This window comes from Lysobacter sp. M2-1 (assembly GCF_022662495.1).
GTDB lineage: Bacteria > Pseudomonadota > Gammaproteobacteria > Xanthomonadales > Xanthomonadaceae > JAKPBU01.
The window spans coordinates 141372-167756 of record NZ_JAKPBU010000002.1; the positions used below are offsets into that span (position 1 = coordinate 141372).

32 protein-coding genes are annotated in these 26385 nt (G+C 66.2%); 11 read left to right on the forward strand and 21 right to left on the reverse strand.

The features are described 5' to 3' along the window. Positions 1 to 39 precede the first annotated feature (39 nt). Together MC375_RS09615 and ygiD are read right to left on the reverse strand one after the other, a co-directional pair. Positions 40 to 663, reverse strand: a complete 624-nt coding sequence (locus tag MC375_RS09615; protein ID WP_242103136.1) for a class I SAM-dependent methyltransferase — start codon at positions 661 to 663, stop codon at positions 40 to 42. Between the two features lie 6 nt (positions 664 to 669). Continuing rightward, entirely contained in the window at positions 670 to 1443 is a 774-nt protein-coding gene (ygiD, locus tag MC375_RS09620) for a 4,5-DOPA dioxygenase extradiol (protein WP_242103137.1), read from the reverse strand. 56 nt (positions 1444 to 1499) lie between these two features. On the opposite strand from ygiD, the gene MC375_RS09625 reads away from it, so the two are divergent. After that, positions 1500 to 1922 carry a CopD family protein gene (locus tag MC375_RS09625; protein WP_242103138.1) on the forward strand — a complete coding sequence of 141 codons (423 nt, stop codon included), beginning with the start codon at positions 1500 to 1502 and terminating at the stop codon, positions 1920 to 1922. On the opposite strand, the gene MC375_RS09630 is transcribed toward MC375_RS09625, so the two are convergent. The 3 genes from MC375_RS09630 to MC375_RS09640 all read right to left on the reverse strand — a co-directional run bounded on the left by MC375_RS09630 (position 1919) and on the right by MC375_RS09640 (position 5918). Next, a complete protein-coding gene (locus MC375_RS09630) occupies positions 1919 to 3184 on the reverse strand; it encodes a patatin-like phospholipase family protein (RefSeq protein ID WP_242103139.1) in 1266 nt (421 codons plus the stop codon). The two genes, MC375_RS09625 and MC375_RS09630, sit on opposite strands and share 4 nt — an antisense overlap. A 9-nt stretch (positions 3185 to 3193) precedes the next feature. Further along, complete coding sequence (locus tag MC375_RS09635) at positions 3194 to 3982, reverse strand: 3-hydroxybutyrate dehydrogenase (protein WP_242103140.1); 789 nt, start codon at positions 3980 to 3982, stop codon at positions 3194 to 3196. Positions 3983 to 4226: 244 nt separating this feature from the next. Next, entirely contained in the window at positions 4227 to 5918 is a 1692-nt protein-coding gene (locus MC375_RS09640) for an alkaline phosphatase (RefSeq protein ID WP_242103141.1), read from the reverse strand. Positions 5919 to 6201: 283 nt separating this feature from the next. Between MC375_RS09640 and MC375_RS09645 the strand changes: the two genes are divergently transcribed. From MC375_RS09645 to MC375_RS09655, 3 genes are read left to right on the forward strand one after another with little or no spacing between them, the layout of a single operon-like run. Then, a complete protein-coding gene (locus MC375_RS09645; RefSeq protein ID WP_242103142.1) occupies positions 6202 to 7539 on the forward strand; it encodes a dicarboxylate/amino acid:cation symporter in 1338 nt (445 codons plus the stop codon). A gap of 42 nt (positions 7540 to 7581) precedes the next feature. After that, positions 7582 to 7932, forward strand: a complete 351-nt coding sequence (locus tag MC375_RS09650) for a GNAT family N-acetyltransferase (RefSeq protein ID WP_242103188.1) — start codon at positions 7582 to 7584, stop codon at positions 7930 to 7932. Positions 7933 to 7957: 25 nt separating this feature from the next. After that, complete coding sequence (locus tag MC375_RS09655) at positions 7958 to 8407, forward strand: GNAT family N-acetyltransferase (protein ID WP_242103144.1); 450 nt, start codon at positions 7958 to 7960, stop codon at positions 8405 to 8407. Between the two features lie 154 nt (positions 8408 to 8561). On the opposite strand, the gene MC375_RS09660 is transcribed toward MC375_RS09655, so the two are convergent. Both MC375_RS09660 and bla read right to left on the reverse strand, forming a co-directional pair. Next, positions 8562 to 9050, reverse strand: a complete 489-nt coding sequence (locus MC375_RS09660; protein WP_242103145.1) for an 8-oxo-dGTP diphosphatase — start codon at positions 9048 to 9050, stop codon at positions 8562 to 8564. Next, positions 9050 to 9928, reverse strand: coding sequence for a subclass B3 metallo-beta-lactamase (bla, locus tag MC375_RS09665; protein WP_242103146.1), 879 nt, complete (start codon positions 9926 to 9928; stop codon positions 9050 to 9052). The genes MC375_RS09660 and bla overlap by 1 nt, the downstream gene beginning before the upstream one ends. A 108-nt stretch (positions 9929 to 10036) precedes the next feature. Here bla and MC375_RS09670 point away from each other — a divergent pair, with 108 nt between their 5' ends. Next, complete coding sequence (locus tag MC375_RS09670) at positions 10037 to 11470, forward strand: pitrilysin family protein (RefSeq protein ID WP_242103148.1); 1434 nt, start codon at positions 10037 to 10039, stop codon at positions 11468 to 11470. A 12-nt stretch (positions 11471 to 11482) separates the two neighbouring features. After that, positions 11483 to 12901: a pitrilysin family protein gene (locus tag MC375_RS09675; protein ID WP_242103150.1), complete on the forward strand. Its 1419-nt coding sequence runs from the start codon at positions 11483 to 11485 to the stop codon at positions 12899 to 12901. A gap of 112 nt (positions 12902 to 13013) precedes the next feature. On the opposite strand, the gene MC375_RS09680 is transcribed toward MC375_RS09675, so the two are convergent. The 12 genes from MC375_RS09680 to MC375_RS09735 form a co-directional block, all read right to left on the reverse strand. Next, the gene (locus MC375_RS09680; RefSeq protein ID WP_242103151.1) at positions 13014 to 13457 is read right to left on the reverse strand and encodes a cupin domain-containing protein; all 444 of its coding nucleotides are present in this window, start codon (positions 13455 to 13457) and stop codon (positions 13014 to 13016) included. A gap of 137 nt (positions 13458 to 13594) precedes the next feature. Continuing rightward, the gene (locus tag MC375_RS09685; RefSeq protein WP_242103152.1) at positions 13595 to 13975 is read right to left on the reverse strand and encodes a VOC family protein; all 381 of its coding nucleotides are present in this window, start codon (positions 13973 to 13975) and stop codon (positions 13595 to 13597) included. Positions 13976 to 14031: 56 nt separating this feature from the next. After that, positions 14032 to 14490, reverse strand: coding sequence for a GNAT family N-acetyltransferase (locus MC375_RS09690; protein ID WP_242103154.1), 459 nt, complete (start codon positions 14488 to 14490; stop codon positions 14032 to 14034). Positions 14491 to 14614: 124 nt separating this feature from the next. Next, positions 14615 to 14848 (reverse strand): hypothetical protein, encoded by a 234-nt coding sequence (locus MC375_RS09695; RefSeq protein WP_242103155.1) that lies wholly within the window; start codon positions 14846 to 14848, stop codon positions 14615 to 14617. A 73-nt stretch (positions 14849 to 14921) separates the two neighbouring features. Continuing rightward, positions 14922 to 15482: a DUF2059 domain-containing protein gene (locus tag MC375_RS09700; protein WP_242103156.1), complete on the reverse strand. Its 561-nt coding sequence runs from the start codon at positions 15480 to 15482 to the stop codon at positions 14922 to 14924. Between the two features lie 101 nt (positions 15483 to 15583). Next, positions 15584 to 15964 carry a hypothetical protein gene (locus MC375_RS09705; protein ID WP_242103157.1) on the reverse strand — a complete coding sequence of 127 codons (381 nt, stop codon included), beginning with the start codon at positions 15962 to 15964 and terminating at the stop codon, positions 15584 to 15586. Positions 15965 to 16041: 77 nt separating this feature from the next. Continuing rightward, a complete protein-coding gene (locus tag MC375_RS09710) occupies positions 16042 to 16650 on the reverse strand; it encodes a GyrI-like domain-containing protein (protein ID WP_242103159.1) in 609 nt (202 codons plus the stop codon). A gap of 76 nt (positions 16651 to 16726) precedes the next feature. Beyond that, complete coding sequence (locus MC375_RS09715) at positions 16727 to 17242, reverse strand: hypothetical protein (protein ID WP_242103160.1); 516 nt, start codon at positions 17240 to 17242, stop codon at positions 16727 to 16729. Between the two features lie 77 nt (positions 17243 to 17319). Further along, entirely contained in the window at positions 17320 to 17931 is a 612-nt protein-coding gene (locus MC375_RS09720; protein WP_242103161.1) for a DUF3806 domain-containing protein, read from the reverse strand. 57 nt (positions 17932 to 17988) lie between these two features. Next, positions 17989 to 18483, reverse strand: a complete 495-nt coding sequence (locus tag MC375_RS09725) for a hypothetical protein (protein ID WP_242103162.1) — start codon at positions 18481 to 18483, stop codon at positions 17989 to 17991. A 428-nt stretch (positions 18484 to 18911) separates the two neighbouring features. Beyond that, positions 18912 to 19325, reverse strand: coding sequence for a hypothetical protein (locus tag MC375_RS09730; protein WP_242103163.1), 414 nt, complete (start codon positions 19323 to 19325; stop codon positions 18912 to 18914). Between the two features lie 144 nt (positions 19326 to 19469). Beyond that, positions 19470 to 19874 (reverse strand): hypothetical protein, encoded by a 405-nt coding sequence (locus MC375_RS09735; protein WP_242103164.1) that lies wholly within the window; start codon positions 19872 to 19874, stop codon positions 19470 to 19472. Between the two features lie 106 nt (positions 19875 to 19980). Here MC375_RS09735 and MC375_RS09740 point away from each other — a divergent pair, with 106 nt between their 5' ends. Together MC375_RS09740 and MC375_RS09745 are read left to right on the forward strand one after the other, a co-directional pair. Beyond that, on the forward strand, positions 19981 to 20481 hold the full coding sequence (locus MC375_RS09740) for an acyl-CoA thioesterase (protein WP_242103165.1): 501 nt from the start codon (positions 19981 to 19983) through the stop codon (positions 20479 to 20481). A gap of 71 nt (positions 20482 to 20552) precedes the next feature. Continuing rightward, entirely contained in the window at positions 20553 to 21044 is a 492-nt protein-coding gene (locus tag MC375_RS09745; RefSeq protein WP_242103166.1) for a hypothetical protein, read from the forward strand. Positions 21045 to 21269: 225 nt separating this feature from the next. On the opposite strand, the gene MC375_RS09750 is transcribed toward MC375_RS09745, so the two are convergent. Both MC375_RS09750 and MC375_RS09755 read right to left on the reverse strand, forming a co-directional pair. Beyond that, on the reverse strand, positions 21270 to 21932 hold the full coding sequence (locus tag MC375_RS09750) for a C40 family peptidase (protein WP_242103167.1): 663 nt from the start codon (positions 21930 to 21932) through the stop codon (positions 21270 to 21272). A 129-nt stretch (positions 21933 to 22061) separates the two neighbouring features. Further along, positions 22062 to 22625, reverse strand: a complete 564-nt coding sequence (locus MC375_RS09755; protein ID WP_242103168.1) for a C40 family peptidase — start codon at positions 22623 to 22625, stop codon at positions 22062 to 22064. 91 nt (positions 22626 to 22716) lie between these two features. On the opposite strand from MC375_RS09755, the gene MC375_RS09760 reads away from it, so the two are divergent. The 3 genes from MC375_RS09760 (at position 22717) to gorA (ending at position 26313) form a co-directional block, all read left to right on the forward strand. After that, a complete protein-coding gene (locus tag MC375_RS09760) occupies positions 22717 to 23211 on the forward strand; it encodes a peptidylprolyl isomerase (RefSeq protein WP_242103169.1) in 495 nt (164 codons plus the stop codon). A 481-nt stretch (positions 23212 to 23692) separates the two neighbouring features. Next, on the forward strand, positions 23693 to 24943 hold the full coding sequence (locus MC375_RS09765) for an FAD-dependent oxidoreductase (protein ID WP_242103170.1): 1251 nt from the start codon (positions 23693 to 23695) through the stop codon (positions 24941 to 24943). Beyond that, complete coding sequence (gorA, locus tag MC375_RS09770; RefSeq protein ID WP_242103172.1) at positions 24940 to 26313, forward strand: glutathione-disulfide reductase; 1374 nt, start codon at positions 24940 to 24942, stop codon at positions 26311 to 26313. Before MC375_RS09765 ends, gorA begins: the two co-directional genes overlap by 4 nt. Positions 26314 to 26385 lie beyond the last annotated feature (72 nt).

A 26385-nucleotide genomic window follows, 5' to 3' on the forward strand; every position in this document is an offset into this window, starting at 1 on the left:
TCGCTCCGCACTGGCAGCCGCCCTGCGCCACGGGATCGGTCACCGCCGCGTCCGCCGCTTGCGCTCGGCCGTCGCGGATGTTTCCAGCTCGGTCGCGGTATTGGCCAGCGCAGGCGAAAGCCAGCAATGCGAGCCGAGCTGGCGAAAGCCGAGCGACTCGAATCGCATCCGGTAGAACGCCGCGCTGCGCGCGTGGAACTCGTGTTCATCGCCTTCGGCCGCATCCTTCGCAGTGAAGGTCTCGAGGAAGGCCACGCCAGCGCATAGTTCGGCCAGCCCCGGCAGCCCGCGATCGAGCTCGCGCGTCGGCAGGTAGTGCAACACGTCGCTGCACACCAGCAGGTCGACCGGCGGGCACGGGCGCAGCAGCGCGAATTCGCTGAACGCGGCCAGGTGCAGATTGCGGCTGCGCCCGTAACGCGCAACCGCATACTCGCTGCCGTCGAAGCCCAGGTAGCGCGCCCGCGGACGCAGCTTCAGCAGCGGCGCACGCCAGGGACCTTCGCCGCATCCGATATCCAGCACGCTGCGGATCGGGCGTTCGAGGTGGTATTCGGCCGTGGCCACTGCCAGCGCCACCTTGCGCGCCAGCCGCTGGCTTCCGCCGATCCCGCCGTCGCGGTACCAGCGCTGGAAGTACTGTGCGTCATAGGTCTTGTGCATTGGCACTCACGCCACATCGATCAGCAGCGAGGTCATCGACAGCGTGCTCGCCACGTCGTCGTTGAACACGGTGACCTTGTCGCCGGCGCGACCGTTGGCGAGCGCGTACAGCAGCGGGATGTAGTGCTCGGGTGTGGGGATCGCCTGTTGCGCGTCCGGCAGGCTCGGCCAGTCCATCAGGGCCCGGTGGTTGCCATCGCGCAAGAGCGCGTTGACCTGGTTGCGGAACCGCACTGCCCACGCCGCGCCCTCCGCTGCGCGCGGATCGTACAAACGCAGGTTGTGCACGATGTTGCCGCTGCACAGGATCAATACGCCTTCATCGCGCAGCGCACCCAGGCGCCGCGCCACGGCGTAATGCCAGGCGCCGTCGCGACGGGTGTCGATGCCCAGCTGCACGACCGGAATATCGGCCTCGGGAAACATCGGCACCAGCACGCTCCAGACGCCGTGGTCGAGGCCGCGTTCCGGATCGATGCCGGCTTCCGCCCCCAGCAGTTCCACGACACGACGGGCCAGCGCGGGATCGCCCGGCGCCGGATAGCGCACATCAAACAGCGCCTGCGGGAAGCCGTAAAAGTCGTGGATGGTGGCGGGCGACGCACTTCCGGTGACCTGCGGACCTGCGGTTTCCCAGTGCGCGGACACGCACAGGATCGCGCGCGGCCGCGGCAGCGCGGCGCCGACCAGCCGCCAGGCATCCGACCAGGCGTTGTGTTCGATCGTGTTCATCGGCGATCCATGGCCGACGAACAGCACCGGCATCGTGCGTGCGGTCATTGCAGGTCCCTCGTGCGGGGCGTCATGCTAGCGCGATTCCCGCGAAGGATGCCCGCATGCAGGCCTACCTCTGGACCAAGACCGCACACCTGGTGTTCGTGATCGCATGGATGTCGACGGTGTTCTACCTGCCGCGCATCCTGGTGAACCTGGTCGAAGCCGGCGACGTGCCAGCCGTGCGCGATCGCCTTTTGCTGATGGGGCGGCGCCTGTACCGGTTCGGTCACATCATGTTCGGGCTGGCCTTCGTGCTAGGGCTGGCGCTGTGGCTGCACTTCGATATCGCCGGCGGCTGGCTGCACGTCAAGCTGGTCTTCGTCGCGCTGCTGCTGGCCCACTACACGCTTGCGGGCCGGTGGCTGAAGGGCGTGCAGGCAGGCAGGCCGCTGCCTTCATCGAAGGCGTTGCGCTGGTTCAATGAAGTGCCGGTGCTGTTGCTGGTGGTGGTGGTGTACCTGGTGCTGGCAAAGCCGTTCTAGCTGGGCGCCTGTGCCATGCGGTGCACGTCGTGCACCGCGAACCCCTTGTCGCGGTCGGGCAGGGCGAAGAATTGCGGATGCGCCAGGGTGAGGCGGGTGTCGTGTTGTCCGGCCTGCCAGTGCGCCTGCATCGCGATCCGGCCGAAGGCGTAATCCTTGAACGGCTCCTCGTGCGGCTTGGCCTGGTAGATCAGGTGCACGATGTTGAGCACGCGATCGTCCAGCCACGGTGCGAACGCTTCGACGAGGTCGTCCGGCAGCCTGCCGTCCGGCAGGCGCCCGATCAGGTCGGTCAGCGCGGTGCGCAGCCGCTGGGTGCGGGTGGCGTGGGTCGTCGCATGGCGGGTACGACTCGAGTACTGGATGTCCTTGATGCGTTCGAGCACGTCCATCATGGTCTTCGGACGCGGTCCGCGCGCGCTCCACAGGTCGACCTGCAGCGCCAAGGTGTCCTGTCGCGCGCACTGCTCGAACAGGTATTCGAGCGGGGTGTTCGACACCAGCCCGCCATCCCAGTAGGCGCGGCCTTCGATCTCGACCGGCGGAAATGCCGGCGGCAGCGCGCCCGAGGCCATCACGTGCTCGGGTCCGATGCGGCTGCTGTGGCTGTCGAAGTAGCGCACGTTGCCGGTGGCGATCTCGACCGTGCCGATGCTCAGGCGGACTGCGCCGTCGCCGTTGATGCGGTCGAAGTCGACCAGGCGCTCCAGGGTTGCGCGTAGCGGCGCCGGATCGTAGAAGCTCGTGGCGTGCGCGCTGCCGTCGGCCAGGATGAATGGCGACACCGCGCGCGGCTGGAAGAAGCCGCGCTGGCCCTGCCATAGCGCGGCGAGTGCGCTGAGCGAAGCTGCGCCGGCTTCCAGTTCCGGGGTCTGGGGGAGTGCGGCGAAGGCGCTGCGTAAGGCGCTGGCTGGCCACGACAGGGCGCCGCCCGGTTCGCACACCGTCTCCCAGAATTCGCGCATGCGTGCGATACGCGCATCGGGCGGATTGCCGGCAATGAGCGCGGCGTTGATCGCGCCGATCGAGGTGCCGGCCAGCCAGTTGGGCCGCAACCCGGCTTCGTGCAGGCCCTCGTACACGCCGCACTGGTAGGCACCGAGCGCGCCGCCGCCCTGCAGCACCAGTGCGACGACCGGATACTGCGCGACCAGCTCCGGTAGCGATGTACGCGGAGCCTGCGTCCTGCCTTCAGGTCGGGTCCTGGCCTGCCGCTTGCTGCTCGAAGGCATCGCTTCCTCGACCATGTCGGTCGCCGGCACGGCGCCCGCCTACTGCATGTACCAGCCGTGGCTGACCACAAGACTCTGTCCGGTCAGCGCATTGGTCTCGAAGGCAGCAAGCGTGAGGGCGAGGTTGGCGACGTCGTCGACGGTGGTGAACTCGCCGTCCACGGTGTCCTTCAGCATCACGTTCCTGACGACTTCTTCCTCGCTGATGCCGAATTCCCTGGCCTGCTCGGGGATCTGCTTCTCGACCAGCGGCGTGCGCACGAAGCCGGGGCAGATCACGTTGGCGCGGATCCCATGCTCGCCGCCTTCCTTGGCCACGGTGCGGCACAGGCCCAGCAGGCCATGCTTGGCGGTGACATAGGGCGCCTTCAGCTTCGAGGCCAGGTGCGAGTGCACCGAGCCCATGTAGATGATCGCGCCGCCTTCGCCGCGGGCGAGCATGTCCTTCATGCATTCGCGCGTGGTCAGGAAGGCGCCGTCGAGATGGATCGCCAGCATCTTCTTCCAGTCGGCGAAGCTGAAGTCGGTGACCTTGTTGACGATCTGGATGCCGGCGTTCGATACCAGCACGTCCACCTGGCCATAGGTGGCGACCGCCCTGGCGATGCCGTCCACGACCTGCTGCTCGTTGCTGACGTCCATCGCCACCGCCAGCGCCTCGTGGCCGGCGTCACGCAGCTCCTGCGCGGCGGCCTCGGCGGCATCGAGCTTGAGATCGGCGATCACCACTTTGCCACCGGCCTGCGCATAGACCTCGGCGATGCGCTTGCCGATACCGCTGGCGGCGCCGGTGACGACGCAGACTTTACCGTTGAGTCGGGTGTTCATGAGTACGAATCCTCAGGTGACGTGAGCACGATAAGCGAGGAAGGCAGGCAAGGCGATGTCCTTTCGTCCAATGAGACCAGGCTCTTGCAGGAGCGCCTCCCCAGGCGCCACCGGCTCAGGCGGGATCCGTGCAATCCGCGATCAACGTTCCGCGTGCCAGGCTGGCGACGATCAAGCGATGGTGCGTACGATCCCGCGCGCCGCGGGTCGCGCCAGAGATAGAGAGGCGCTCCCGCACGGAATTTCACCGCTCCGGTGCGAAGTCCGCGATATCCGGCAACTCCACCGGCACCCCATCGGCATTGCACAGCCCGGCATCACATGCACGCTGGCGCAGCCGCGGCGTGGCCTGCAGCAGGATGTGGAAGATCGCGTTCTGCTCCACGCTGCCGCGCACCGCGTCGCTGCCCGGACCGCGTGCCCAGATGCCGACATCGTCGCCGCCATGGGTTTCGCTGGGCAGCGGGATGGCCGCTTCCTGCATGTAGTCCGGATCCTCGGTATCCACGTGCTGCAGTTCCGGCCGGCTGTCCGCCGGCTGGAAACCGGTACCGGTGTGGAGATACCGTTTCGGCCCGGCAGGCTGCGCACTGCTGGCGCCAGCATATCCGGGGCCATTGGCGTAGCCGAGCGTGGTGTACGGCAGGCCGATCGCGTCGGTGACCAGGTCGCCGCCCTCGTCCTCGCCGCTGCTCCCGCGCACCTTGCCCAGGATCGGATTGCCGCGTTTGGGATAACCGGCGAAGGTCAGCGTGTGGGCGTGGTCGGCAGTGACCAGGATCAGGGTGTCTTCTGTCGAGGTCGCCTCGTCGGCGGCCCGCACCGCATCGCTCATCGCCACTGTGTCGGTCAGCGCGCGGTATGCATTGCCGTAGTGGTGTGCGTGGTCGATGCGCCCGCCTTCCACCAGCAGGACGTAACCGTTGGGGTTGCGCGACAGGCGCGCGATCGCGGCCCGGGTCATCTCCGCCAGGGACGGCTCGCCGGCCCGATCGCGCGCGCGGTCGTGTTCGAACTGCATGTGGTCGGGCTCGAACAGGGCGAGCAGCGGCTTGTCGGGCGCTGCGGCTTCGAATTGCTGGCGGTTCCAGGCATACACGGCACCTGGGTGGCGCTGCCGCCACTCGGCGATCAGGTCGCGCCCGTCGAGGCGCTCGCCAACCTTGTCGTCGTATTCCGGATCGCGCTGCGACACCGGCATGAAGTTCTTGCGTCCGCCGCCCATCAGCACATCGAATCCGCGCGCATACGGTGTTTCCACGAGTTGGCGCGCGATGTCGACGCAGCCGTCCGCGCGCGCTTCGGGGGGGAGATCCACGTCCTTCTCCCAGTTGCGTTCGGCCGAGTGGGTGAAGGTGGCGGCCGGGGTGGCATGGGTCACCCGCGCGGTGGTGACCACGCCGGTCGCCATGCCGCCGGTCGAGGCCAGTTCCCACAATGTCAGCATCGGTGCGGCCAGCGCGCCCTTGCAGTCCTTGCGCACCGCGCCCTGGCCGATGCTCAGCACGCCCGCGCGCGTTTTTACGCCGGTGGCGATGGCGCTCATGGTGCCCGCCGAATCGGGCGTCTGCGCATCGGTGTTGTAGGTCTTGCTCAGGCCGGTCCCAGGAAAGACTTCCCATGCCAGACGGTTGTTCTCGCCCGGCCCACCCTTGCGCTGGCCCTCGAAGATGCGTGCCGCGGCGACCGTGGTCAGGCTCATGCCGTCGCCGAGGAACACGATGAGGTTCTTCGCCCGCCCGCGCATCGCGCCGCGTCCGGCGGCCTGCGCGGCGCCGTCGCGGAACCACCAGGCGGCGGATTCGCCTTCAGGATGCGTGATCGCGGGTACCTCCACGTGCACGGTGCCCGCGGTGGAAGTGGAATCATGGAAGTCGGGGGAGGTGGCGCAGGCACTGCACAAGGTGGCGAGGCAGGCGATCGACAGCAGGCGCATGGAGCGTTCCGTGGGGATACCGGGCGATTATGGCGGACGGGCACTGCGGAAGCGTGACATTGGCTCGTGGCCGGCGCCTTGCGTTGCCGTGTCTTCCTGCGTCCTCCTCCTCGCACTCGAGGCGCTGATCGATTCCCCTTGATCCGCAGGACCGCGTTGGCCAGGGCTTCCAGCCATCGGCTCGCGCAGTGCCGGCTCACGGAACACTGATTTTCCCATCGCGGCCTGCGGGCGGGCGCCTGCTGCGTTATCGTCGACGTTTCCGTATCCGCAGGCGGGTCCGATGTTCCAGTGGTGGTTCCGTATCCGATTCTGGAAGCGCGTCCTGGCCGGCTTCGCCCTGGGCGCGCTCGCGGGCTGGCTCATGGGCCCCGCAGCCGAGACCTGGTTCGGGCCGCTGGGCGACCTGTACGTAACCCTGATCAAGATGATCGCGATCCCGCTGGTGTTCTTCGCGGTGATCAATGCGATCGCCTCGCTGCATGGGCAGAAGTCGATCGCGGCGCTGGGCGGACGCACCTTCGCCTGGTTCGCGCTGACCGCGGTGCTGGCGGTTGGCGTAGGCCTGGCGGTGGGGACGGTGATGCAGCCGGGCATCGGTGTCGGCACGCTGCAGGTCGATCCCACCTACGTGCCGCGCGATGTTCCAAGCCCGGTCAGGGTGCTGCTGGACGTGGTGCCGTCCAATCCGTTCTATGCGCTCGCCGGCATCGGCACCAGGACCAATGCCGCGGGTGAAACCGTACTGGCTGCGGGACGCGGATCGATCCTGCCGGTGATCTTCTTCGCCGCGCTGCTCGGCTTCGCCATGGTCAAGCTGGGCGAACGCGTGGCCGGCGCACGCAAACTGGTCAGCGAGATGAGCGAGGTCATGATCCAGGTGACGCGCTTCGTGCTCGAAGTCACGCCGATCGGCACGTTCGGCCTGATCGCCGCCCTGGTCGGCGCCTACGGCTTCGACAAACTGCTACCGCTGGGCAAGTTCGTCATCGCGCTGTACGTGGCCTGCACGATCATGATCGTGGTGGTGTACAGCGCGCTGCTGCTGGTGCACGGGCTGAACCCGCTCAAGTTCTTTCGCGGCGCCGCGCCGGGCATGCAGGTGGCGTTCGTGAGCTCGTCGAGCTTCGCCTCGATCCCGGCGGCGATGCGCTCGATCACCCATAACCTCGGGGTCGAGAAGAACTATGCAAGCTTCGCCGTGCCGCTGGGCGCCAGCATCAAGATGGACGGCTGCGGCGCGATCTATCCGGCCCTGTGCGCGCTGTTCATCTCGCAGTACACCGGCATGCCGCTGAGCGCGGACCAGTATTTCATCGTCATGCTCGCCTCGGTGCTGGGCAGCTTCGGCACCGCCGGCGTGCCCGGCACGGCGGTGATCATGGCCACGGTGGTGCTCAGCGCCGCGGGACTGCCCCTGGAAACCATCGGCTATCTCTACGCCATCGACCGCGTGCTGGACATGATGCGGACCATGACCAATGTCACCGGCCAGATGCTGGTGCCGGTACTCGTGGCCAGGGAAACCGGCCTGCTCGACAGGCAGGTGTACGAAGCGGCATCGAGTAACGTCGGGATGGTCGAAGGCGAGGTCGCCGAGTCCGGCCGCGAGGCGGCATGAACACGGGTCGAACGCTTTCCGGATGCCGGCGACTACCGGCGCCTGCGCGCCGCCGCCGGACTTTCGCGCAAGGGCGCCGAAGCAGCCGAAGGCGGCCTGCGCGGCACGCTGTACGGCGTCAGCCTGCTGCGCGAAGGCGAGGTCGTCGGCATGGGGCGTGTAATCGGCGACGGCGGCTGCTTCTACTTCGTGGTGGATGTTGCGGTCGAGCCGGGGCTGCAGGGCCGCGGCCTCGGGCGCCGCATCATGCAGGCGCTCGACGCCTGGGTCCGGGCCAATGCACCGGCCACGGCACACGTCTCGCTGATCGCGGATGGCGATGCCAGATACCTGTACGAGAAGTTCGGTTTCGTGGAACTGCAGCGCGCCGTCGCGATGGCGTACACGCTTTAGCGCATGAACGATTGGAGCGTAGAGGATGGACGATGAGATCGTGCTGGTCGAACGGTTTCCGGATGCGGAGGCCTACTGTGCCCTGCGTGCAGCTGCGGGCATGTCGCCCAAGACCCTGGATGCCGCGCGCCTCGGCCTGCCCAACACCCTGTACGGCGTTCACCTGCGCCGCGGCGCCCTTCTACAGGCCCAGGCTGATCGGGCGGAAATAATCGGCATGGGCCGGATCATCGGCGACAACGGCTGCTTCTTCATCGTGGTCGATATCGCCGTCCTTCCCGAGTACCAGGGCAGGGGCCTGGGCAAGCGGATCATGGCCGCGCTCGATGCCTGGCTGAGCGCCAACGTGCCTGCTTCGGCCTATGTCTCGCTGGCCGCCGATGGCGACGCGAAGTACCTGTACGAGAAGTTCGGGTTCCTCGAAACCACGCCGCATACCGTCAATATGGAATACATCGCCCCGCGCACGTCCTAAGTGCCCGTAGGAGCGACGTCAGTCGCGAGCCTTCACCATTTGCTCCAGGAGCCAAGCTGCAGCGAAAGGGGCGTGCGAACCGGCCTGACCCATCCTTCGATTTCGATACATCCCCCGGCTGCGCCTCACCTCGCATCGTGCCGAAGCGACGTGACTACAATCGCGAGAACTTCCACGACACCATGCGCCCATCCCTGTACGGCATCACGCCATGGAACGGGCTCGGATCGCCGTCGAACACCAGCGGCAGGAACTCGCGGTCGCCTTCCCACATCGGCAGCGTGTGCACGCTGTCGAGCGCTACCCACTCCAGCGTGCCTTCGGGATTGCGCTCGAACGGGGTGCCGGAGAACGCAGTGATCAGGAACACGAATCCCAGCCAGTCCTCGCCCTGTTTGCCGAACCCAGGCCAGCTGATCGTGCCGCGCAGCTGCAGTGCGGTGCAGTCGATGCCGGCTTCCTCATGGATTTCGCGACGCATGCCGGCCAGCACGTCCTCGTCGGGCTCGAGCTTGCCGCCCAGACCGTTGTACTTGCCCAGCTGGTGATCATCGGGTCGCGCATTGCGATGGACCAGCAGCACCCGGCGCCCGTCCGGAGAAAGCACATAGCCGAGAGTCGCGACGATGGGCGTATACGGCATCAGCGTGCGTCCGCGCGCTGCTTGTCCAACTGCGCATCGAAGGCCTGTTCGGCCTTGTCCGCGTACGACCTGCATGTCGTTGGGATGGCGTGTGGCGCCGCGGCATCGCCGGGCGCCCAGCCGGTGGCATCCGGGTGCGGCGTCAGCAGCACGTCGCACGGCAGGCCGCGCACGATGTCGAAGGCCCGTCGGTAATCGTCGACCAGCTGCGGTAGGCGCGGATTGCCGAGCAGCACATAACCCGGCGCGCTCAGGCTGTCGGCATAGGCGATGCGGACCGGTTTGCCATCGCGGGTATCGGTCCAGGCCCAGCTCATGCTGCCGGGCGTGTGCCCCGGCGTGAAGTGCACGGTGAGGGCGATGTCGCCGATCGCCACTGTTTCCCCATCGTGCAACAGGCGGTCGGCCTGCACCGGCGGAAACACGATGGCGTCGCCGAAATGGATATCGTCGCTGCCGCCGCGCGCCAGCAGCCAGGCCGATTCGGCGCTGCTGAGCACCTGCGCGCCGGTCGCGCGCTTGAGCGCCGCCAGTGGCCCCGCGTGATCGGCGTGCGCGTGGCTGTGCAGCAGGTAGCGAAGTTCGCCCGGCGCCACGCCCAGCGCCTTCAACCGCGCCAGCAGCATATCGGCCGCCTGCGGCATGCCGCCATCGATCAACACCGCGCCTGCATCGGTCTTGACCAGCACCGCGCTCAGGCCGGCGGTGCCCACGTACCAGGTGTGATCGGCGATGCGGAACGGCGTCACCGGCTGGCGCCAGCTCTCCTTGACTTCATAAGCTTCGAGTTGCGGAAGCACCGGCTCGGCAGCGGATACAACGCCCGGCGCCAGCAGCAAGGCCAGCACGCAGGGCACGAAGTTGCGTTTGCGGTCCATCCGGGATTCCGTCTTGAGGGGACGCATAGTCTCCATGACTTCCGGCCATCCGTCGCCCCGCAGGTGGGCGCTACACTGGCCCGGTCTTCCAACGCAAGGGGAATGCGCATGCGCCTGTGCGCCATCGCCGCGCTCGTGGCCGGCCCGGTATTGCTTGGGCTCGCGCTCGCCGGTTCCACGGCACGCGCCGCCGACACATCCGATAGGAGCAGCGACCGCTGGGACGTGCCGGTCGCAGTCAGGAAGCTGGACAACGGCCTGACCGTGGTCGTGTCCGAGGACCATAGCTCGCCGACCGTCGGCGTCAGCGTGGTCTACCACGTCGGCATGCGTCTGGAACCGCGCAACCGCACTGGCTTCGCCCATCTGTTCGAGCACCTGATGTTCGAGGGCACGCCCAATGCGAAGGAAGGCGTGTTCGACCGCGTCATCACCGGTGGCGGCGGCCGCAACAACGGGTCCACGCGCCCGGACTTCACCAACTACATCGAGATGGCGCCGGTGTCCGCCCTCGAGCCGATGCTGTGGCTGGAAGCCGACCGCATGAAGACCCTGGACTTCAATCCCACCACGCTCAAGAACCAGCAGGATGTGGTCAAGGAGGAAATCCGGGTCAACGTGAAGAACCAGCCCTACGGCGGCTTCATGTGGATCGACATCGGTCAGCAGGCGTTCTCCAAATGGGAGAACAACCACGATGGCTACGGCAGCTTCGAGGACCTCGAAGGCGCCAGCCTGGAGGACGTGCGCGGCTTCCACCGCGATTATTACGGCCCCAACAATGCGGTGCTGGGCATCGCCGGCGACGTCACCCCCGAGCAGGGCTTCGCACTGGCCGAGAAGTACTTCGGCGGCATCCCTGCACGCAAGACGCCACCCGCGCCTGACTACAGCGAAGGGCTGAACACGCAGGAGAAGCGCATCCAGCAGTCCGACGCGCTGGCGCAGGTGCCCGCCATCGCCGCTGCGTGGAAGATGCCCGACCGCGGCAGCAAGGACCAGGCGCCGATGGCGGTGCTGGGCGATGTGCTGGCCGGCGGCTCGGCCTCGCGTTTCTACCTGGGGCTGGTCAAGGGCCGCGAACTGGCGCTCAACGTGGAGTCGCTCTACGGCCTGACCAGTCCATGGGAATACGACGGCCCCACGCTGTTCACGGTGTTCGCGCTGTACAAGCCCACCACCGATGCCGACGCCGTGCTCAGGGCCATGGACGAGGAAATCGCCAAGGTCGCAAGCGAAGGCGTGAGCGCCGAGGAGCTGGCGCGGGTCAAGACCGGCATGCTGGCGTCCTGGTACGACGGCCTGGAAGCTTTCATCAGCCGTGCCGACACACTGGCGAAACTCCAGCTGCTGTGGGGCGATGCCGAGGTGGTCAACAAGATCCCTGCATGGATCGAAGCGGTGACTTCCGAGGACGTGCAGCGCGCGGCGCGCACCTATCTCGCCAGCGCCAACCGCACCGTGATCGACCGCAAGCCGGCCGCGATGCTGCAGAGCGCGCCCGCCGCCAAGCCCGCGCAGCCCGCGAGCGGCAACGACTAAGGAGTGCCGATCATGAAACTGCATCCTTCGACGATCGCGCTCGCGATCTGCGCCCTGATCGCCGGCCCGGCCCTGGCCGCCACCGAAGCACCGCTGCCAGCGGACCTGCCACCTTACGCGGCCGACAAGCCGCTGCCGGTCCCCCAGATCGAGAAGCAGACCCTGGCGAATGGGCTGGAAGTCTGGGTCGTCCCGCGCGACGGCCTGCCACGCGTCGACTACGTGCTCGCGATCCGCAACGCCGGTTATGCGCACGACGCCAAGGACGCCCCCGGTTTCGCCAGCACCCTGGCCTACATGCTCAACGAGGGTACGTCGAAGCACGATTCGAAACAGATCGCCGAGCTTGCCCAGGGCATGGGTGGCAGCGTCGGCGGCAATGCCACCACCGACGGCATGATGGTGATGGCCAATGCGCTGTCCTCGCATGCCGGGCCGATGATGGAGCTGCTGGCCGAGGTCACGCGCGAAACCTCGTTCCCGGACAAGGAAGTGGAACTGGCCAAGGGCAACCAGCTGCAGGAACTCAAGGCCGCCGAGGCGCAGCCCGGCTTCAAGGCCGAACGCGCGCTGGCAGTGGCGATCTACGGCGATCATCCCTACGCGCGCTCGCAGCAGACCGAAGCTTCGATTGCCGCGATCACGCCGCAGGCGCTGCGCGATGCGCATGCGCAGCGCTTTCGCCCGGACCGTGCGCTGCTGGTGATCACCGGCAAGATCGACGCAGCGCAGGCACTGCAGTTCGCCGAAGCCGCCTTCGGCGACTGGAAGGCCAGTGGCGATCCGTTACCCGACGCGCCGCCGGCGCGCGGCCAGGCGGCGCCGAGCTTCGTGCGTATCCAGCGCGACGGCAGCGTGCAGTCGGCGCTGCGTCTGGGCCGACCCGGCATCGCGGCTACCCATCCGGACTACATCCCGGCCCAGCTCACCGGCACCATCCTCGGTGGCGGCTTCAGCTCGCGCCTGATGCAGAACCTGCGCGAGAACAAGGGCTATACCTACGGCGCGCGCGGCGGCATCGCCGTGGCCCGCCAGGGTGGGCGCGTCAGCGCTTCGGCCGACGTGCGCAACGAAGTCACCGGCGCGGCGCTCAAGGAGTTCCAGGGCGAACTGGCGCGCATCGGCAGCGAGCCGGTGCCCGCGCAGGAGCTGGAGGACAACAAGCGCTATGTCGCCGGCGGTTACCTGCTCAGCAACCAGATGCAGGCCGCGGTCGCCACCACCCTGGCCAACAACTGGCTGGTCAGCCTGCCGGCCGAATTCCTCGGCGAATACGTGCCCAAGGTGCGCGCCGTCACCGCCGAGCAGGTGGGTGCGATGGGCAGGAAGTACTTCGACCCGGAACAGCACTCGATCGTGGTCGTGGGCGATGGCAAGGCCATCGACGACCAACTCAAGCCCTACGGCACCTTCCAGACGCAGGACAAATAGATACTGCACGGATGCAGCTTGCTGCGCTCGCCTGCGGCAGCCGACACGGCCGGCACCTTGCCGGCCGTGTCTCGCATTGCCCAACCTCACCCCGGGCGCAAGCCGCGTGGTCTTAGTCCTCGCTGGGAAACGCGTCCACCGGCGCCTCGAACGCGATGAACAGGACGCAAGGCTCGGCGCTTGCACAGAGCGCCTTGTGCGGCGCCTTCGCGGGCCCATAGGCGTACGTGCCCGGCTTGAGGATGGCCGGCTCCTGGCCGTCATAGGTCACGTGCAGTTCGCCCGAGACCAGCACCATGCGCTCTGCAGAGGTGTGCCAATGCCGGTCGATCGCGGATTTCCCCGGCACCTTGAAGAAGATGTCCGCATTCTCCTTCGCCGGATCGCCGTGCAGCACGGCGATCGCGCAGCCCTCCGGCAGGAACGACGGGCACGGACCCCACGCCAGGGCTGGGTCCTCGAAGGTCCTGGTGAGCGCAGGTTCTGCGGGCGGAGTCTGGGCCAGCGCAAGCCCAGTGCAGAAGAAAAGCGCGGCAACGCATGGATATCTGTACATCAGCCACCTCCTCGTCGAGCAGTGCAATCGGATTCGCCCGCGTCTGACGTCTGGATGAAGCCTGCAGGGAAGCGGGTTGGACCTGCCGGCTCCGGCATGGCGCCATCGAAATGGCGTGCACCCACCATTCGTATGCGCTAGTCCCAGCGGTTGGCGTTCTTGGGAAACCCCGGACGCTGCACCCGTACGACGCAGAAGCGTTGACCAGTGGGCGCCTGCATCACCACCCAGCGCTCCAACCGGTCCACCACCGTGGCGCCAAGGGCCTCCAGGCGCGCGACTTCCGCCGGGATGTCGTCGGTTTCGATGTCGATATGCACCCGGCTCTCGTGCCCGACGCGCTGGATCTGGACGATGGGTTCGTCGGGCGGCGTTTCCAGCATCCGGTAGGGGCCGCGCGTGCCCGGATGATCAGGGTCGACCGCGCGCCCCAGTGCCTGGGCCCAGAAGCCGGCCGCCTGGTCGACATCGGGCGTATTGCAATCGATGAGCACGGCGCAAAGTCGGGAGTGATGCATGGCGGTTCCTCTGGGCCCGGTCGCGCGAACGCTTCGCGAGGCGCGGATGGCGATCGTCAGGGTAGCTTGCGCGACATGATCAGATCCCGATGGGACTCATGGCCATGATGCAACTCTGCCGTTCCGACCGGGTGAAACCCGCCCTTGCGGTAGAAGGCAATGGCGCGGGCATTGTCCTCGGACGTGCCGAGCCAGATCGCGTCGTGACCATTCACGCGTGCATGCGCGAAAGCCTGTGCGAGAAGGCTTGAGGCAATCTCCGTGCCCTGGTGTTCCGGGGCAACGAAGATGCGCCAGAGCTGGATGGGCGAGTGCCCATCGACGTCCTCGGGGACATGTCCGGTGCGCAGCACGATGCATCCGACGAGATCGGCCTCCGTCTCCGCCACGTAGAAGCCGGCGCCGTACGCGGCAATGTCCGTGGACACGCCGATCTCGTCCCAAGGTTGCTCCAGCGCCCGACCGAGCCTGGCGAGCGCGGCGGCATCGGCTTGCGTCGCTTGGCGAATCAGCACGGATCACTCCCGATTCTGAAGCAAGCCTTCTGCGGCAGGTTCGCCTGGATCAACGACTGAGGGCGATGCGGGCGGACACGGCCAGCCTGCCGCAAACCTTGCATCCGGCCCAGGCCCCAGAATCTCAGAGCAGGGTGCCGACGACCAGCAGCGTCATGTAAAGCGTGCCCGCCGCGAACGCGATGCTTCGCGGCCACGTTCTCGTCCTGGCGTCCCTGACCAGCGCGTACGCCGCGACAGGCAGCCCGACGAGCAACACGAGTGCCGCGACGACCAAGGCCCAGGCACCAAACTGCCAGACCAGCTCGCCATGCGGCAAGCCGCTGAGCGCAGCGATGGCGATGACGGACACCGCCAACGGAACAACAAGCACAGCAGTGGGAATCGTAACTGGTCGCATACTCACCTTGAGTGGACCCCTGGGCCCGTTGCTACTTCGACGAAGTCAAGCACTTCGCCATGGCCTCAGAGCGCAGGTCCGACGCGTGCGTCCTGATCGCTTCGCGCGCCAGCAGCTCATCCCCGACGAAGAATTTCCCGGCCGCCGTGGCGCCAAAGGCATCGAGCTCTTGTTGCAACGGGGCAGGGTAATGCAGCTGCTCGTCGGCGATCTGCTCTTTTCTCATTGCCGCTTCCAACAGACTCTGCTCGTGCTCCAGGCGCAGCGCCACAACAGCCTGCCCGGCAGGGCTTTGGAAGAAATCGATGGACTCCCGCAACTCGCGCTCACTCATGTTCTCGGCGAACTGCGACGCGAAGTACGAACGCATGACAGGCGTCGCTTCCTTCACGGTGCAGTCCGCCAATCCAGGTGGCATATCCATGGGTGTGACCGCAATCATGAATCGGATCGCCAGCGCCTCCTGCTCGTGAGGCTTGACCAGGCTGACAAGTTCGTTCGCCACTTCGATCGTGGGCGCCGATCCTGCGGCATGCGCAGCGGCGGTTACCCCGGCCGCCGTCACCATGAACGCCATTAGCACTCGCTTCATTGCTCGATTCCCCTGTAAGTGCGTGTCAGATCAATGCCAGAATTATGCCGCACGGCGATGCGGCTTCGGCACGAATGAACTGCGATGCCTTCCGCGCATCGTCAGCTGGCGGCGCCAGGCCAGAACCTGGCCAACGCGAACGCGAGCGCGAAGGCGTAGCCGTAAGCGAACTTGTCCAGTCGCACCAGCTCCGTACCCCGCTTGGCTCGCCAGGCGCCAAGGGCACCCAATGCCAGGCCGACGGCGATGGGGGTGATCGCCAGGTTGGCGATCCGGGCATAGGGATGGGAAATCAGGTGCTGCGGGAAGATCAGGTACGAGACCCAACCCAGCAGACCCCCGAGGAAAATACAACCGGCTGCAGCAAGCGCAGGATGGATCGGCCCTCGATCGCGCTTGACCGTGTGGGCCCCAATTTCAACCAGGATCTCGAGTACGAACTGGATGACGAACTCGAAGAGAAGTTCTGCAAGAAACGACAAGGATGCTTCCTCTGCGGCCTAACGACGGAGTTCAGCGACTGGCCGGAGGTCGGTGCCCCGCAACGACTGCTTGGCCGTCATCGCATCGGCTGGCGAATGATCGTTTTCCAGTTCTTCGGATCTGCACGCCGTATGTCGCTCAGGTAGATCTCATGGTGCTTTCCGCTCAAGCCGGATCGGGCATCGATGAACGCATGCACGCGCTCAATCGTCGGCCCCTCGTCAGAGAACGGGCCAACGTGCAGCACTTGCGCGCAACGACCTTCGGTGAATTCCTCCAGGCGCAGCTTGTCGAGGCCGGGAAGCCGCTTCTTGCTTCGGACCGCAGCAATGGCTGCTGCGACGACTTCCTCCGCAACGAAATGGGGTTGCATGATCATCATCGTCCATTTCCAGTTCGCCCTGTCGTTGGCAACGAATGCCGAAAGTTCGTCGGCCCACCAAAGCCCTTCGAGCGGCATGACCGAATAGTCGATCCTTTCCGGGCCCTTCTTGACCATGAACTTGGTCGTATAGGACACGGAGAACAACGCCTCCACTGCCTGCGCGTATTCCTCGGACGTGTTCGGATCCCCTTCTCCGTCGGACATAAGGAACTTGAACGCAGGGACGTCGACCTGCGCAACATCCTTGGCGGACGCTTTGTAGAGGCCCTTCAGTTCCTTCTTCAGATCGACCTTCTTCATTTCCCCTCGCCATCCTGATGATGGTCAGCGCCAGAATTCGGCCGGGCCACGAAGCGGCTTCGGCTTGAATGAAATGTCAAGCTTCAGCCAGTGCTGCCTGAAGCCGCGAAAGCTTGCCGATGTACTCATCAGCGTGCGCCCAATCTGGCTGAAGCTTGGCCCAAACTGCCTGGCGTTTGAGCGCGCGTGCTGCATACGGTTTTGCGGCGGCATCAATCTTTCCCTCATCCGCGAGCTGACCAAAAGCGGTAGCTATTACCGACACGTCCGTTGTGTAGATCAGCTGTTGATCATCGAAATCAGGATCTTCGATCTGCTCGCGAACGGTTGGCTCATGGAAGATTGCGTCTGAGTACTCGGATGCATCAATCTCTCCGACCGACTCAATTGTCCAGATGAGGCACTCCTCTAGCGGTTCATCCGGGTTTTCCTTGCGCCAATCGCGGTACTCGGAAAGAGCGGTGTCGCCCTCGTCCGAGCCAAATGGAGCAAGTTCATCGGTGCAGTCCCAGAAGAACTCGTCTGGAATGATTTGAATCGCACGGGGATGGCCCCGATCTTTATCGATACCACCGAGAACTTCTTCTTCCATGACTCCTCCTGGTGTTATGCGAAGCCGAGCTCCTGAACTAAGCCGGGCCGCGAAGCGGCTTCGGCTTGAATGAATTGTTAGGCGGCATCTGCACGCCGCCGAGAACTCTGCTTTTGGTGTGCCAGAGCAACATAAACTCCCCGAAAGAATGTGTGCTCCGAATCAGCGATACGTTTACGAATTGAGTCGTAAGGATATCCCCTAAACTCAAACTCATTTCCGTCGATTGCGATGCTCACGCCGTACTGGTCAGAAACTTTGACCCACTTCATTTCAAGGGTTTCATTGCAGTAGTTCCCGAAAGACGCGCCAAGAATCTCTACGACATCTTCATCTAGAAATCCGAACCGATCGGGCGCATCGAGCCAGTTCTCAAATGCTTGGTCAAGCTTGTCTAGCATGTGCGCTGCAGGATCTACATTGAATTGCTCATATAGCGATGAAGCAAGCGAAGCATTGCTATTGATTGGCTCGATCTCGGCGCTTGTTAATTCAGTTACATCTTCTGGATAAGGTTCGACAGTTGCATGAAATCCAGTAGCGGTCTCTTTTCCGTGCCGGGCGATCACGCGTCCACGCTCTAAGACCTTCATGCCATGGAGTTGTTGATCTTGTCGCCGTAGGGCTGATTTTTCGGAAGGGGATCCGATTCGGCGAAGTGCTTCTAGGATGTTCGAGACAATGGACATGCTGCCTGACGCCTGAATTAAGCCGACCCGCGAAGCGGGTTCGGCTTGAATGAATTGTTAGGCGGCGCGTCCACTCTTGCGGGACTTGCTGAAACGCCTGCCGGGAGTGCCTACGTATTGATCAATCGATCGCCGGCCATCAGAAGCTTCAACTGTCACTGCGAAGTGACGACCCGCTATGGAGTCGGTACCGAACCTGGCCGATAGAACCTTGATCTCCGACAGGTCAATGCCATGTTTTCTACAAAGGTCCGGCAACGCCTCCGAGTAGAAATCGAGTGCGCGCTGCAGATCCGCAGAGACAGGACTGCCAGATGTAGAGCCAGTAATGAAATCCACAACTACATGGCCTTCCGGTGAGGAGGATGCTTCAGCGTAGATGTCCACGTCATAGATACCGATCATGAAGCAGATCCCGCTAGCTAGAGAGTCCGCGACATTATGGCCAAACGATTTGAGTTCGCCGATCTTCATAGGTTTCAGACTGCAGAATGTTCGGGCGCCGCCTAACGCCTGAGTTAAGCCGCGCTGCGTAGTGGAGGCTGCAGGCATGGCAGGCTTTCTCTGCCATGCCTGGTGCCGGAACGAAGCGGCGTCGGCTTGAACGAATTGTTAGGCGGCGCCACGACGAAGCCTGCTTACCAGAGACACAAGTGAAACAAAGATAACGCCTAGAGTGGCGTAAAAGATCGCGTTGGACAGGATAACGAGCAGAATTATCTGCATGGAACACCAGCTGAGAATCCCGGCACAGCCTTCTGTTGCCATGAGCATTAGCGATGGAGGGCAAGCAACTACAACAACGTTGGACACCCAATAAGGATGGAACGGAAGAAATTGTCCCGCTATGCAGATAGCAAGCGCAATCACTGCACCGAGAGCGGCGAACGATAGGATGATCCTTGGCTGACGACTAATTGCCATAGCGGCCTAACTACTATTACGTTCCAAATTTGAAGGCGTAACGCGAGGCGTAAACGTTACGCACTGACTTTCAGGCGCGTAACGACTCGAGCTGCCAGCAGCGCCGCCGGGATCGGGAGGATGAGGCCGAGAGCCGACACCCAGACGGGGTGGTCGGGAACCAGGTAGATCATTCCGCACACGCCGGCCATCACCAGCAGTGCCACTGCGATCGCGGCGCCGCGCTTGTGCCGGTGCGACAGTTTGGCGGCGGTCAATCCGCCGGTGAATGCGCCGGCGATCCAGGCGACGACGAGCATGGCCATCGCGCCGGCCGGGGCCTGGGCCATGATCGCGGCCAGGTCGGCCTGGTTTTGCGGGTCGAGACCCGGTGGCGGTGGGAACAGGGCGTGCCCGACGAATTCCAGCGCGAAGATTGTCAGCCACATGACCACGGCGCCTGCGATGACGGCAAGAAGCGTGCGTCCCATTCGAATCCCCTGGCAATGTCCCCGGCGCGAGCATCGCGCTGCCGAACGCGGCGCGCAAGCGCTCGCCCGGCAGACTCACGTCCGCGGCCGTCTGCGGCCGGGCCCGCGCATACCGCGCAACGGAGTGCTGCGCGTTAACGGCGATCAGACTTCCGCCCGCGGAATGGCCATGCGCCATCCGGCCACGGCCAGCGGGATCGGCAGCAACATACCCAGGACCGGCACCCACTCGGGCTGTGGCACCAGGGTGGCGCCCACGATCACCAGCAGCGTCAGTGGCGCGCCGATGGTGAGGGCCGCGCCGCCGCGATGCCCGCGTGCGATGCGGGCCGCCGGCCAGGCGCCGATCAGTGCGGCCACGCCGGCGGCGACGCAGATCACGGCCAATGCCCCGCGCGGCGCGCCTTCCACATAATCGGACAGCTGCCGCAACGACAGCGGTTGGAAGCCCGCAGGCAGCGGATGCAGCTGCATGAGCAGGTACCCGCAACCGGCCAGCGCGCCGGCGGCCAGCAGGATGCCGATGAGGATTCCCAGTGTGGTGCGCATTCCGTTGCTCCGTTCGATCCGTCGATGTGGGCAAGAGCATCGCGCCGTGCGCGCGCGGCTGCAAGTATGCTGGCCGCCCTTCGCCCTGCAGCCACCGGAGAATCGCATGAGCGGACGTCAGCGCGAACTCGAATTCCGCTTCCTGGCCGAACCCACCGACGTCAATTACGGCGGCAAGGTGCACGGCGGCGTGGTGATGAAATGGATCGACCAGGTCGGCTATGCGGCCGCGGTCGGTTGGAGCGGACGCTACAGCGTGACCGTGGCGGTGGGCGGGATCCGCTTCGTGGCGCCGGTGCGGATCAGCGACCTGGTGACCGTGTCCACCAAGCTGGTGCATACCGGCACCAGCTCGATGCATTTTTCGGTGGACGTGCGCGCCCGCGACCCGATGCAGGAAGGCAGCGAACGCCTGTGCACGCACTGCGTGATCGTGTTCGTTGCCCTGGACGGGGTGGAAGGCAAGCCGACCGCAGTCCCGACCTGGGTGCCCCAGGATGAAGAGGACCAGCGCCTGGCCGAGTACGCGATGAAGGTGATGGAGCTCAGCAAGGGTATCGAGGAAACGGTGGCGCGCTACCGCGAGGCTGGGCAGAAGGCGTCCTAGGCCGCAACCCGCGTGGCCGGCGCGGGCAGTGCCGCGCGTTGTGGCGGAAGGGAAAGCCCCAGGGGATATGCATGCACGGCTCGGCCGCAATACTGGCCATCGCGATGGCGGGCGCGATCCTGCCGTCCAGCGCATCCGCGCAGGAGCCGGCCATCGACCGCGCCGACCGGGTCGCCATCTTCAAGGCAGCCGGTGCGGTCCAGCGCGACGGCCGCTGGGTGATCTGTGTCGACGATCCCGCGACCAGTGGCGCGGTCATCGAGCAGGTGCGCGATCTCAACGGCGACGGACGTCCCGAAGCCGTGGTGGTCGAGGAGGGAAGCTTCTGCCACGGTGCTGCCGGAACCGGCTACACCCTGCTGGGACGCCAGCCGGACGCGAGCTGGAAGGTCATCGACTTCAACAGCGGTGTCCCCGAGTTCCTGGACACCGTCGGCGAGGGCGGTTGGCCGGATATTTCGGTCGGAGGCCCAGGCTTCTGCTTCCCGGTGCTGCGCTGGAACGGCAGCGCATATGTGCCGGACCGGCACGAGTACGAAGGCCGGCGCTGCGACCCGGAGTAGTGCAGCTGCGTTTGCGGGGCGGCCCGAGGCAAGCTCCTGGCCCTGTGGGAGCGCCTTCAGGCGCGAATGCTGTTTGCGAAGAGCCAGGGCATTCGCGACCAAGAGCCTGCCCGGACCTGATCCGGGGTCGCTCCCACATGGCGCGCCAGCAATGGTCGCCGTCCGGCAGCCGGAATGCAGAAGGCCGCCTTGCGGCGGCCTACCAGGATCGATGCGCGGGAAATCTCAGATGCCGGCGACGCGGCGCGCCTTCAGGAACTTGTGGCTCCAGTACCCGGTGTCGAGGCTGGAGACCATCACGTCCTTGCCGGTGCGCGGGGCATGCACGAACTGGCCGTTGCCCACGTAGATGCCGACGTGGTCGACGCGCTTGCCGCGGCGGCTGAAGAACACCAGGTCGCCGGCGTTCAGGGCGGCGCGCTCGATCTGCTCGCCGCTGTTGGCCATCTCGCGTGACACCCGCGGCAGTTCGATGCCCAGCGCGGTCTTGAACACGTAACCGACCAGGCCGCTGCAGTCGAAGCCGTTCTCGGAGGTGCCGCCCCACCGATAGGGGGTGCCGAGCAGGGCCAGGGCGCGGCGCAGCACCGTCTGCACGCGATCGCTGACCTTGGGCGCCGGTTCGGGCTTGGCCGTAGTGGGCTGGCTGGCGATCAGCTGTTCCAGGTCGGCGCCAAACAGCATCGAGCGGTCGGCCATCGGGATCGGATCGCTGACCGCGACCGGAGTCAGGGCGGCCGCTGCGCTCAGGGTGCCGGCATCGTCGGCCAGCGCCGGCAGGGCTGGGACGGAGAGCAGGACAGCAAGGAGAAGTGAGCGCGGAAGCGTGCGATGCGCGGCGGCGGAGCGGTCGGCCGGTTGGCCGGAGGCAGGGTCGTTATTCGTCACGCTTCTTTCACGGGCGTCAAAGTGGCGTGATGGTGCCCCACGCAGCCCGGTAGAAAGTTAAGGTTTTGTTTTATGAATACGCGGAAGTGGATGTTTTTGTTCACATTTTTGCCGCGTCGCGTATTCAGTTTAGTGGAGGACGCGCTTCGCTCCGCTGTAATGGTCCCGCCAGTACGGGCCGTCCAGATGGTCCAGGCGGACCGTGCCGCCGGTGGTCGGCGCATGCACGAATCGCCCCTCGCCAACGTAGATGCCGACATGGCTGACGCTGCCGCGGCTGCCGAAAAACACCAGGTCGGCGGTGGTCAGCCGGTCCGGGTCGATTCGAGGCCCCTGCCAGGCGGCCAGCTCGCGCGAACTGCGCGGCAGGCGCAGGTCCAGCATGTCCCGGTAGACGTAGTTGACCAGCCCGCTGCAGTCGAACCCGCCTTCGGGCGTGCTGCCGCCGTAGCGGTAGGGCGTGCCCACCAGGCTGATCGCGCGCATCAGCACGGCATTGGCGCGGACCGGATCGGCCGGTGGAACCTGGGGCCAGTGCCGCGGCGTCCCGACCGGACCCGGCCGGCCGGCTGCCGGGGTAGGGCGCACGTCGCCGCGCCCGCACCCGGCCAGCGAAAGCAGGCCCAGTAGGCACACCAGCAACCCCGCGATTGGCGCGGCGGCGGGGGAGTCCGGATAATGCGCGGTCTTCATCGCGGCCGATCATGGCCGAAGCCCCTTCTTCCGGACAAGCGTGCCCAGCCCGGCCGCGTGGTCCGCCTTTGCCGAGCCCACGGATCCCTGCATGAAAATCGAGAAAGACCGCGTCGTCCAGTTCCACTACACCCTGTTCGAGGGCGGCGCGCCTGCGCCGGGCCAGGAGCCGCTGGAAAGTTCCCGGGAACGCGAGCCGCTGGCGATCCTGGCCGGTCGCGGCAACATCATCCCCGGCCTGGACAAGGCGCTCGAAGGCCGTGAGGCGGGCGAGAGCTTCGGCGTGGACGTGGCCGCCGCCGATGCCTATGGCGAGAAGCGCGAAGGGCTGACGCAGCGCGTACCCAAGAAGCATTTCGGCGCGCAGAAGCTCACTCCCGGCATGCAGGTGGTGCTCAACACCAACTTCGGCCCGCGCGCGGTGACCATCGAAAAGGTCGGCATGAGCGTCGTCGACGTGGACCTGAACCATCCGATGGCAGGCAAGGACCTGCACTTCGACATCGAGGTGCTGGACGTGCGCGAGGCCAGCGAGGAAGAAATCGCGCACGGCCATGTGCACGGCGAGGGTGGCCACGAGCATTGATCTTGGGCTCTGCCCAAGATCAATCCCAAGGTTTGCTTGCAAACCTTGGGCCCGCGCCGCGAACGACGGCCCGCCGCGATTGCCCTCGCGCCGCCGCAGCGGCCCAGGACACACGCACGCCTGCGCTAGGAGCGCCGCTTGCGCGCGACAAAGGCTACGATCTCCCTGCATGACGGAGTTTGCGGTCGCGCCTGAGAGGCGCTCCTACAAGAGAGCAAGCAGGCCATCCTCGCCCCCCGGCTGTCGCCGCACCCCTTACTAAGGGGGCTTTTCTTCGATCGGTAACGACGCAAGCCATGTAGAAGCGCCGCTTCGGCGCGACCGCATAGGTGCATGGGGGAAAGGAGCCGCCATGTGGTGATGCGGCTTCCGCCCCGAAGGTCAGGGCACCACCATGCTGCGGTCGCGCCGAAGCGGCGCTCCTGCAAAAAAGCCGCGTCGACGCCGCGCGACGGCGCCGGAGCGGCCCTACACTTTGCGCATGAACACTCACGACGAGGTCATCATCATCGGCGGTGGTGCGATCGGCCTGGCCAGCGCGCTGGCGCTGGTCGAAGCCGGTCGCAGCGTGCGCGTGCTGGAAGCTAGCACGGTGGGCTCGGGTAGCTCGCACGGCAATTGCGGCACGCTGACCCCCAGCCACGCCGCGCCGCTGGCGGCCCCGGGCACGGTGCGCAAGGCGCTGGGCTGGATGCTGACGCCCGACGCGCCGTTCTACGTCAGGCCGCGCCTCGATCCGGCGCTGTGGCGCTGGTTCGCGCATTTTGCCGCGCGCTGCAACGAGCGCGACTGGCTCGAGACCATGCGCCACAAGGGCGCGCTGCTGCAGCATTCGCGTGCGCTGTTCCCGCAATGGATCACGCACTACGGGCTGGACTGCGAGTTCGCCGAATCCGGCGTGGACTACGTCTTCCGCACCGAGCAGGGATTCGAGCACGACCGCGCCGAACTGCAGCACCTGCATGCCATCGGCATCGCTACCGAGGTCATCGACGGCGTCGACTACGAACGCGGCGAGCCTGCGGTGAAGCCGGGCGTGTTCGCGGCGATCCGGTTCCCCGGCGATGCGCGCCTGCGTCCGGATCGCTACGTGGCCGAGCTGGCACGGGTCCTGCGCGAACGCGGCGGCGTGATCGAGGAGCAGTGCGAGGCGCGCGGGATCGTGGTCGAACGCGGCGGCGTCCGCGTCGATACCGCGCACGGCGCGCGCGATGCCCGCGACGTGGTGCTGGCTGCGGGCGCATGGTCGCCGCGGCTGGCGCGCAGCGCGGGCTTGTCGCGGCTGCCGATCCAGCCGGGCAAGGGCTATTCGATCACCTACGACCGGCCCACGCTGGTGCCGCGCAGGCCGGTGGTGCTGCGCGAGCGCAGCGTGTGCGTCACCGCCTGGGATAGCGGCTACCGGCTGGGCAGCACCATGGAATTCGCCGGCTACGATTCCCGGCTCAACCGGCGCCGGCTGGGCGCGCTCGAGCGCGGTGCGGCCGAATACCTGCACGAACCGGTGGGCCCGGCCAAGCGCGAGGAATGGTTCGGCTGGCGCCCGCTCACCTACGACGACCTGCCGATCATCGGTCGCGTCCCCGGCCACCGCCATGTCTGGGCCGCGGCGGGCCACGGCATGATGGGTATAGGCATGAGCACCGGCACCGCGGAACTGCTGGCCGACATGATATGCGAACGCGACCCGGCGATGGATCCCGCGCCCTATCGCGCCGGACGCTTCCTGTGAGTGCCGGGCGGGACGATTTCGACCTGGTGGTGCTGGGCGGCGGCAGCGGCGGCCTGGCCGGTGCATTCCGCGCGGCGCAGCACGGCGCGCGCGTGGCGCTGCTTGAGCCCGGCGCGCTCGGTGGCACCTGCGTCAACGTCGGTTGCGTGCCGAAGAAAGCGATGTGGCTGGCCGCCGACCTGGCGCATCGGGTGGAGATTGCGAACCGGCTCGGCTTCGACCTGCCCGCGCCGGTGCTGGACTGGGCGGAGTTCATTACCCATCGCCAGCGCTACATCGAAAACATCCACCAGAGCTATCGCGCCCGCCTGGACGCGGCCGGGATCGCAGTGCTGCCCTGTCGCGGTCGGTTCGTCACCGCGCACGAAGTGGAGGCCGACAGCGGCGTGCGCCTGCGCGCACCGCATGTACTCATCGCTACTGGCGGGCGGCCGCGCCGGCCTGCGATCGAGGGCGCCGTACTCGGCCTGGACTCGGACAGCTTCTTCGATCTGCGCGCCGCGCCCGCCCGGGTGGCGCTGATCGGCGGGGGTTACATCGGTGTGGAACTGGCCGGCGTGCTGCAGGCGTTGGGCAGCCGCGTGGACCTGTTCGTGCGCGGGCCGCGCCTGCTCGAGGGTTTCGACGAGGACCTCACCGCCCAGCTGGTCGAAGACATGCAGCACCACGGCACGCGCCTGCACCTCGGCACTCCGGTTTCTGCGCTGCATTCAGACAACGGAACACTGCGCCTGTCTGGCGCCGGCGCCTGCGATGGCGAAGCCTTCGACGCCGTGCTGTTCGCCACCGGGCGAGTGCCGCACGCGGCTTCGCTCGCGGTCGAACAGGCGGGGATCGCGTTGCAGGACAGCGGCCATATCCGCATCGATGCGCAGCAGAACACCAGCGTCACTGGCGTGTATGCGGTGGGCGACGTCACCCCGCAGCCGGCGCTCACGCCGGTCGCGATCGCCGCCGCGCGCAGGCTGATGGATCGCGTGTTCGGCGGCCAGGCGCAGGCGCGGCTGGATCCGGACGACATCGCCACCGTGGTCTTCGCGCATCCACCGCTGGGCAAGGTGGGCCTGACCGAGACCCAGGCCCGCCAGCGCTACGGCGACGCGGTGCAGGTGTATCGCAGCGGCTTTCGCCCGATGCTGCACGCGCTGGCCGATTCCCCGCAGCGCAGCCTGTTCAAGCTGGTGTGCGTGGGGGCGGGGAAGCCGGCGGAAGAACAACGCGTCGTGGGCATCCACCTGCTGGGCGAGGCCGCCGACGAAATCCTGCAAGGCTTCGCCGTGGCATTGAAGCGCGGCATCACCCTGGCCGACCTGCATGCGACCATGGCGATCCATCCCACCAGCGCCGAAGAACTGGTGCTGATGCGGTGATGGCCCGCGATCCACGCTCCCGATCCGGCATGCGGGATCCACGCCGGCATCCGGATCTGTCGGGTACGCCGG

Excerpts from the sequence above, each read along its gene's own strand:
- MC375_RS09615 (WP_242103136.1), bottom strand. The coding sequence starts at position 663 with ATGCACAAGACCTATGACGCACAGTACTTCCAGCGCTGGTACCGCGAC.
- ygiD (WP_242103137.1), bottom strand. The coding sequence starts at position 1,443 with ATGACCGCACGCACGATGCCGGTGCTGTTCGTCGGCCATGGATCGCCG.
- MC375_RS09625 (WP_242103138.1), top strand. The coding sequence starts at position 1,500 with ATGCAGGCCTACCTCTGGACCAAGACCGCACACCTGGTGTTCGTGATC.
- MC375_RS09635 (WP_242103140.1), bottom strand. The coding sequence starts at position 3,982 with ATGAACACCCGACTCAACGGTAAAGTCTGCGTCGTCACCGGCGCCGCC.
- MC375_RS09640 (WP_242103141.1), bottom strand. The coding sequence starts at position 5,918 with ATGCGCCTGCTGTCGATCGCCTGCCTCGCCACCTTGTGCAGTGCCTGC.
- MC375_RS09645 (WP_242103142.1), top strand. The coding sequence starts at position 6,202 with ATGTTCCAGTGGTGGTTCCGTATCCGATTCTGGAAGCGCGTCCTGGCC.
- MC375_RS09655 (WP_242103144.1), top strand. The coding sequence starts at position 7,958 with ATGGACGATGAGATCGTGCTGGTCGAACGGTTTCCGGATGCGGAGGCC.
- MC375_RS09660 (WP_242103145.1), bottom strand. The coding sequence starts at position 9,050 with ATGCCGTATACGCCCATCGTCGCGACTCTCGGCTATGTGCTTTCTCCG.
- bla (WP_242103146.1), bottom strand. The coding sequence starts at position 9,928 with ATGGACCGCAAACGCAACTTCGTGCCCTGCGTGCTGGCCTTGCTGCTG.
- MC375_RS09670 (WP_242103148.1), top strand. The coding sequence starts at position 10,037 with ATGCGCCTGTGCGCCATCGCCGCGCTCGTGGCCGGCCCGGTATTGCTT.
- MC375_RS09675 (WP_242103150.1), top strand. The coding sequence starts at position 11,483 with ATGAAACTGCATCCTTCGACGATCGCGCTCGCGATCTGCGCCCTGATC.
- MC375_RS09680 (WP_242103151.1), bottom strand. The coding sequence starts at position 13,457 with ATGTACAGATATCCATGCGTTGCCGCGCTTTTCTTCTGCACTGGGCTT.
- MC375_RS09685 (WP_242103152.1), bottom strand. The coding sequence starts at position 13,975 with ATGCATCACTCCCGACTTTGCGCCGTGCTCATCGATTGCAATACGCCC.
- MC375_RS09700 (WP_242103156.1), bottom strand. The coding sequence starts at position 15,482 with ATGAAGCGAGTGCTAATGGCGTTCATGGTGACGGCGGCCGGGGTAACC.
- MC375_RS09710 (WP_242103159.1), bottom strand. The coding sequence starts at position 16,650 with ATGAAGAAGGTCGATCTGAAGAAGGAACTGAAGGGCCTCTACAAAGCG.
- MC375_RS09715 (WP_242103160.1), bottom strand. The coding sequence starts at position 17,242 with ATGGAAGAAGAAGTTCTCGGTGGTATCGATAAAGATCGGGGCCATCCC.
- MC375_RS09720 (WP_242103161.1), bottom strand. The coding sequence starts at position 17,931 with ATGTCCATTGTCTCGAACATCCTAGAAGCACTTCGCCGAATCGGATCC.
- MC375_RS09725 (WP_242103162.1), bottom strand. The coding sequence starts at position 18,483 with ATGCCTGCAGCCTCCACTACGCAGCGCGGCTTAACTCAGGCGTTAGGC.
- MC375_RS09730 (WP_242103163.1), bottom strand. The coding sequence starts at position 19,325 with ATGGGACGCACGCTTCTTGCCGTCATCGCAGGCGCCGTGGTCATGTGG.
- MC375_RS09735 (WP_242103164.1), bottom strand. The coding sequence starts at position 19,874 with ATGCGCACCACACTGGGAATCCTCATCGGCATCCTGCTGGCCGCCGGC.
- MC375_RS09740 (WP_242103165.1), top strand. The coding sequence starts at position 19,981 with ATGAGCGGACGTCAGCGCGAACTCGAATTCCGCTTCCTGGCCGAACCC.
- MC375_RS09745 (WP_242103166.1), top strand. The coding sequence starts at position 20,553 with ATGCACGGCTCGGCCGCAATACTGGCCATCGCGATGGCGGGCGCGATC.
- MC375_RS09755 (WP_242103168.1), bottom strand. The coding sequence starts at position 22,625 with ATGAAGACCGCGCATTATCCGGACTCCCCCGCCGCCGCGCCAATCGCG.
- MC375_RS09760 (WP_242103169.1), top strand. The coding sequence starts at position 22,717 with ATGAAAATCGAGAAAGACCGCGTCGTCCAGTTCCACTACACCCTGTTC.
- MC375_RS09765 (WP_242103170.1), top strand. The coding sequence starts at position 23,693 with ATGAACACTCACGACGAGGTCATCATCATCGGCGGTGGTGCGATCGGC.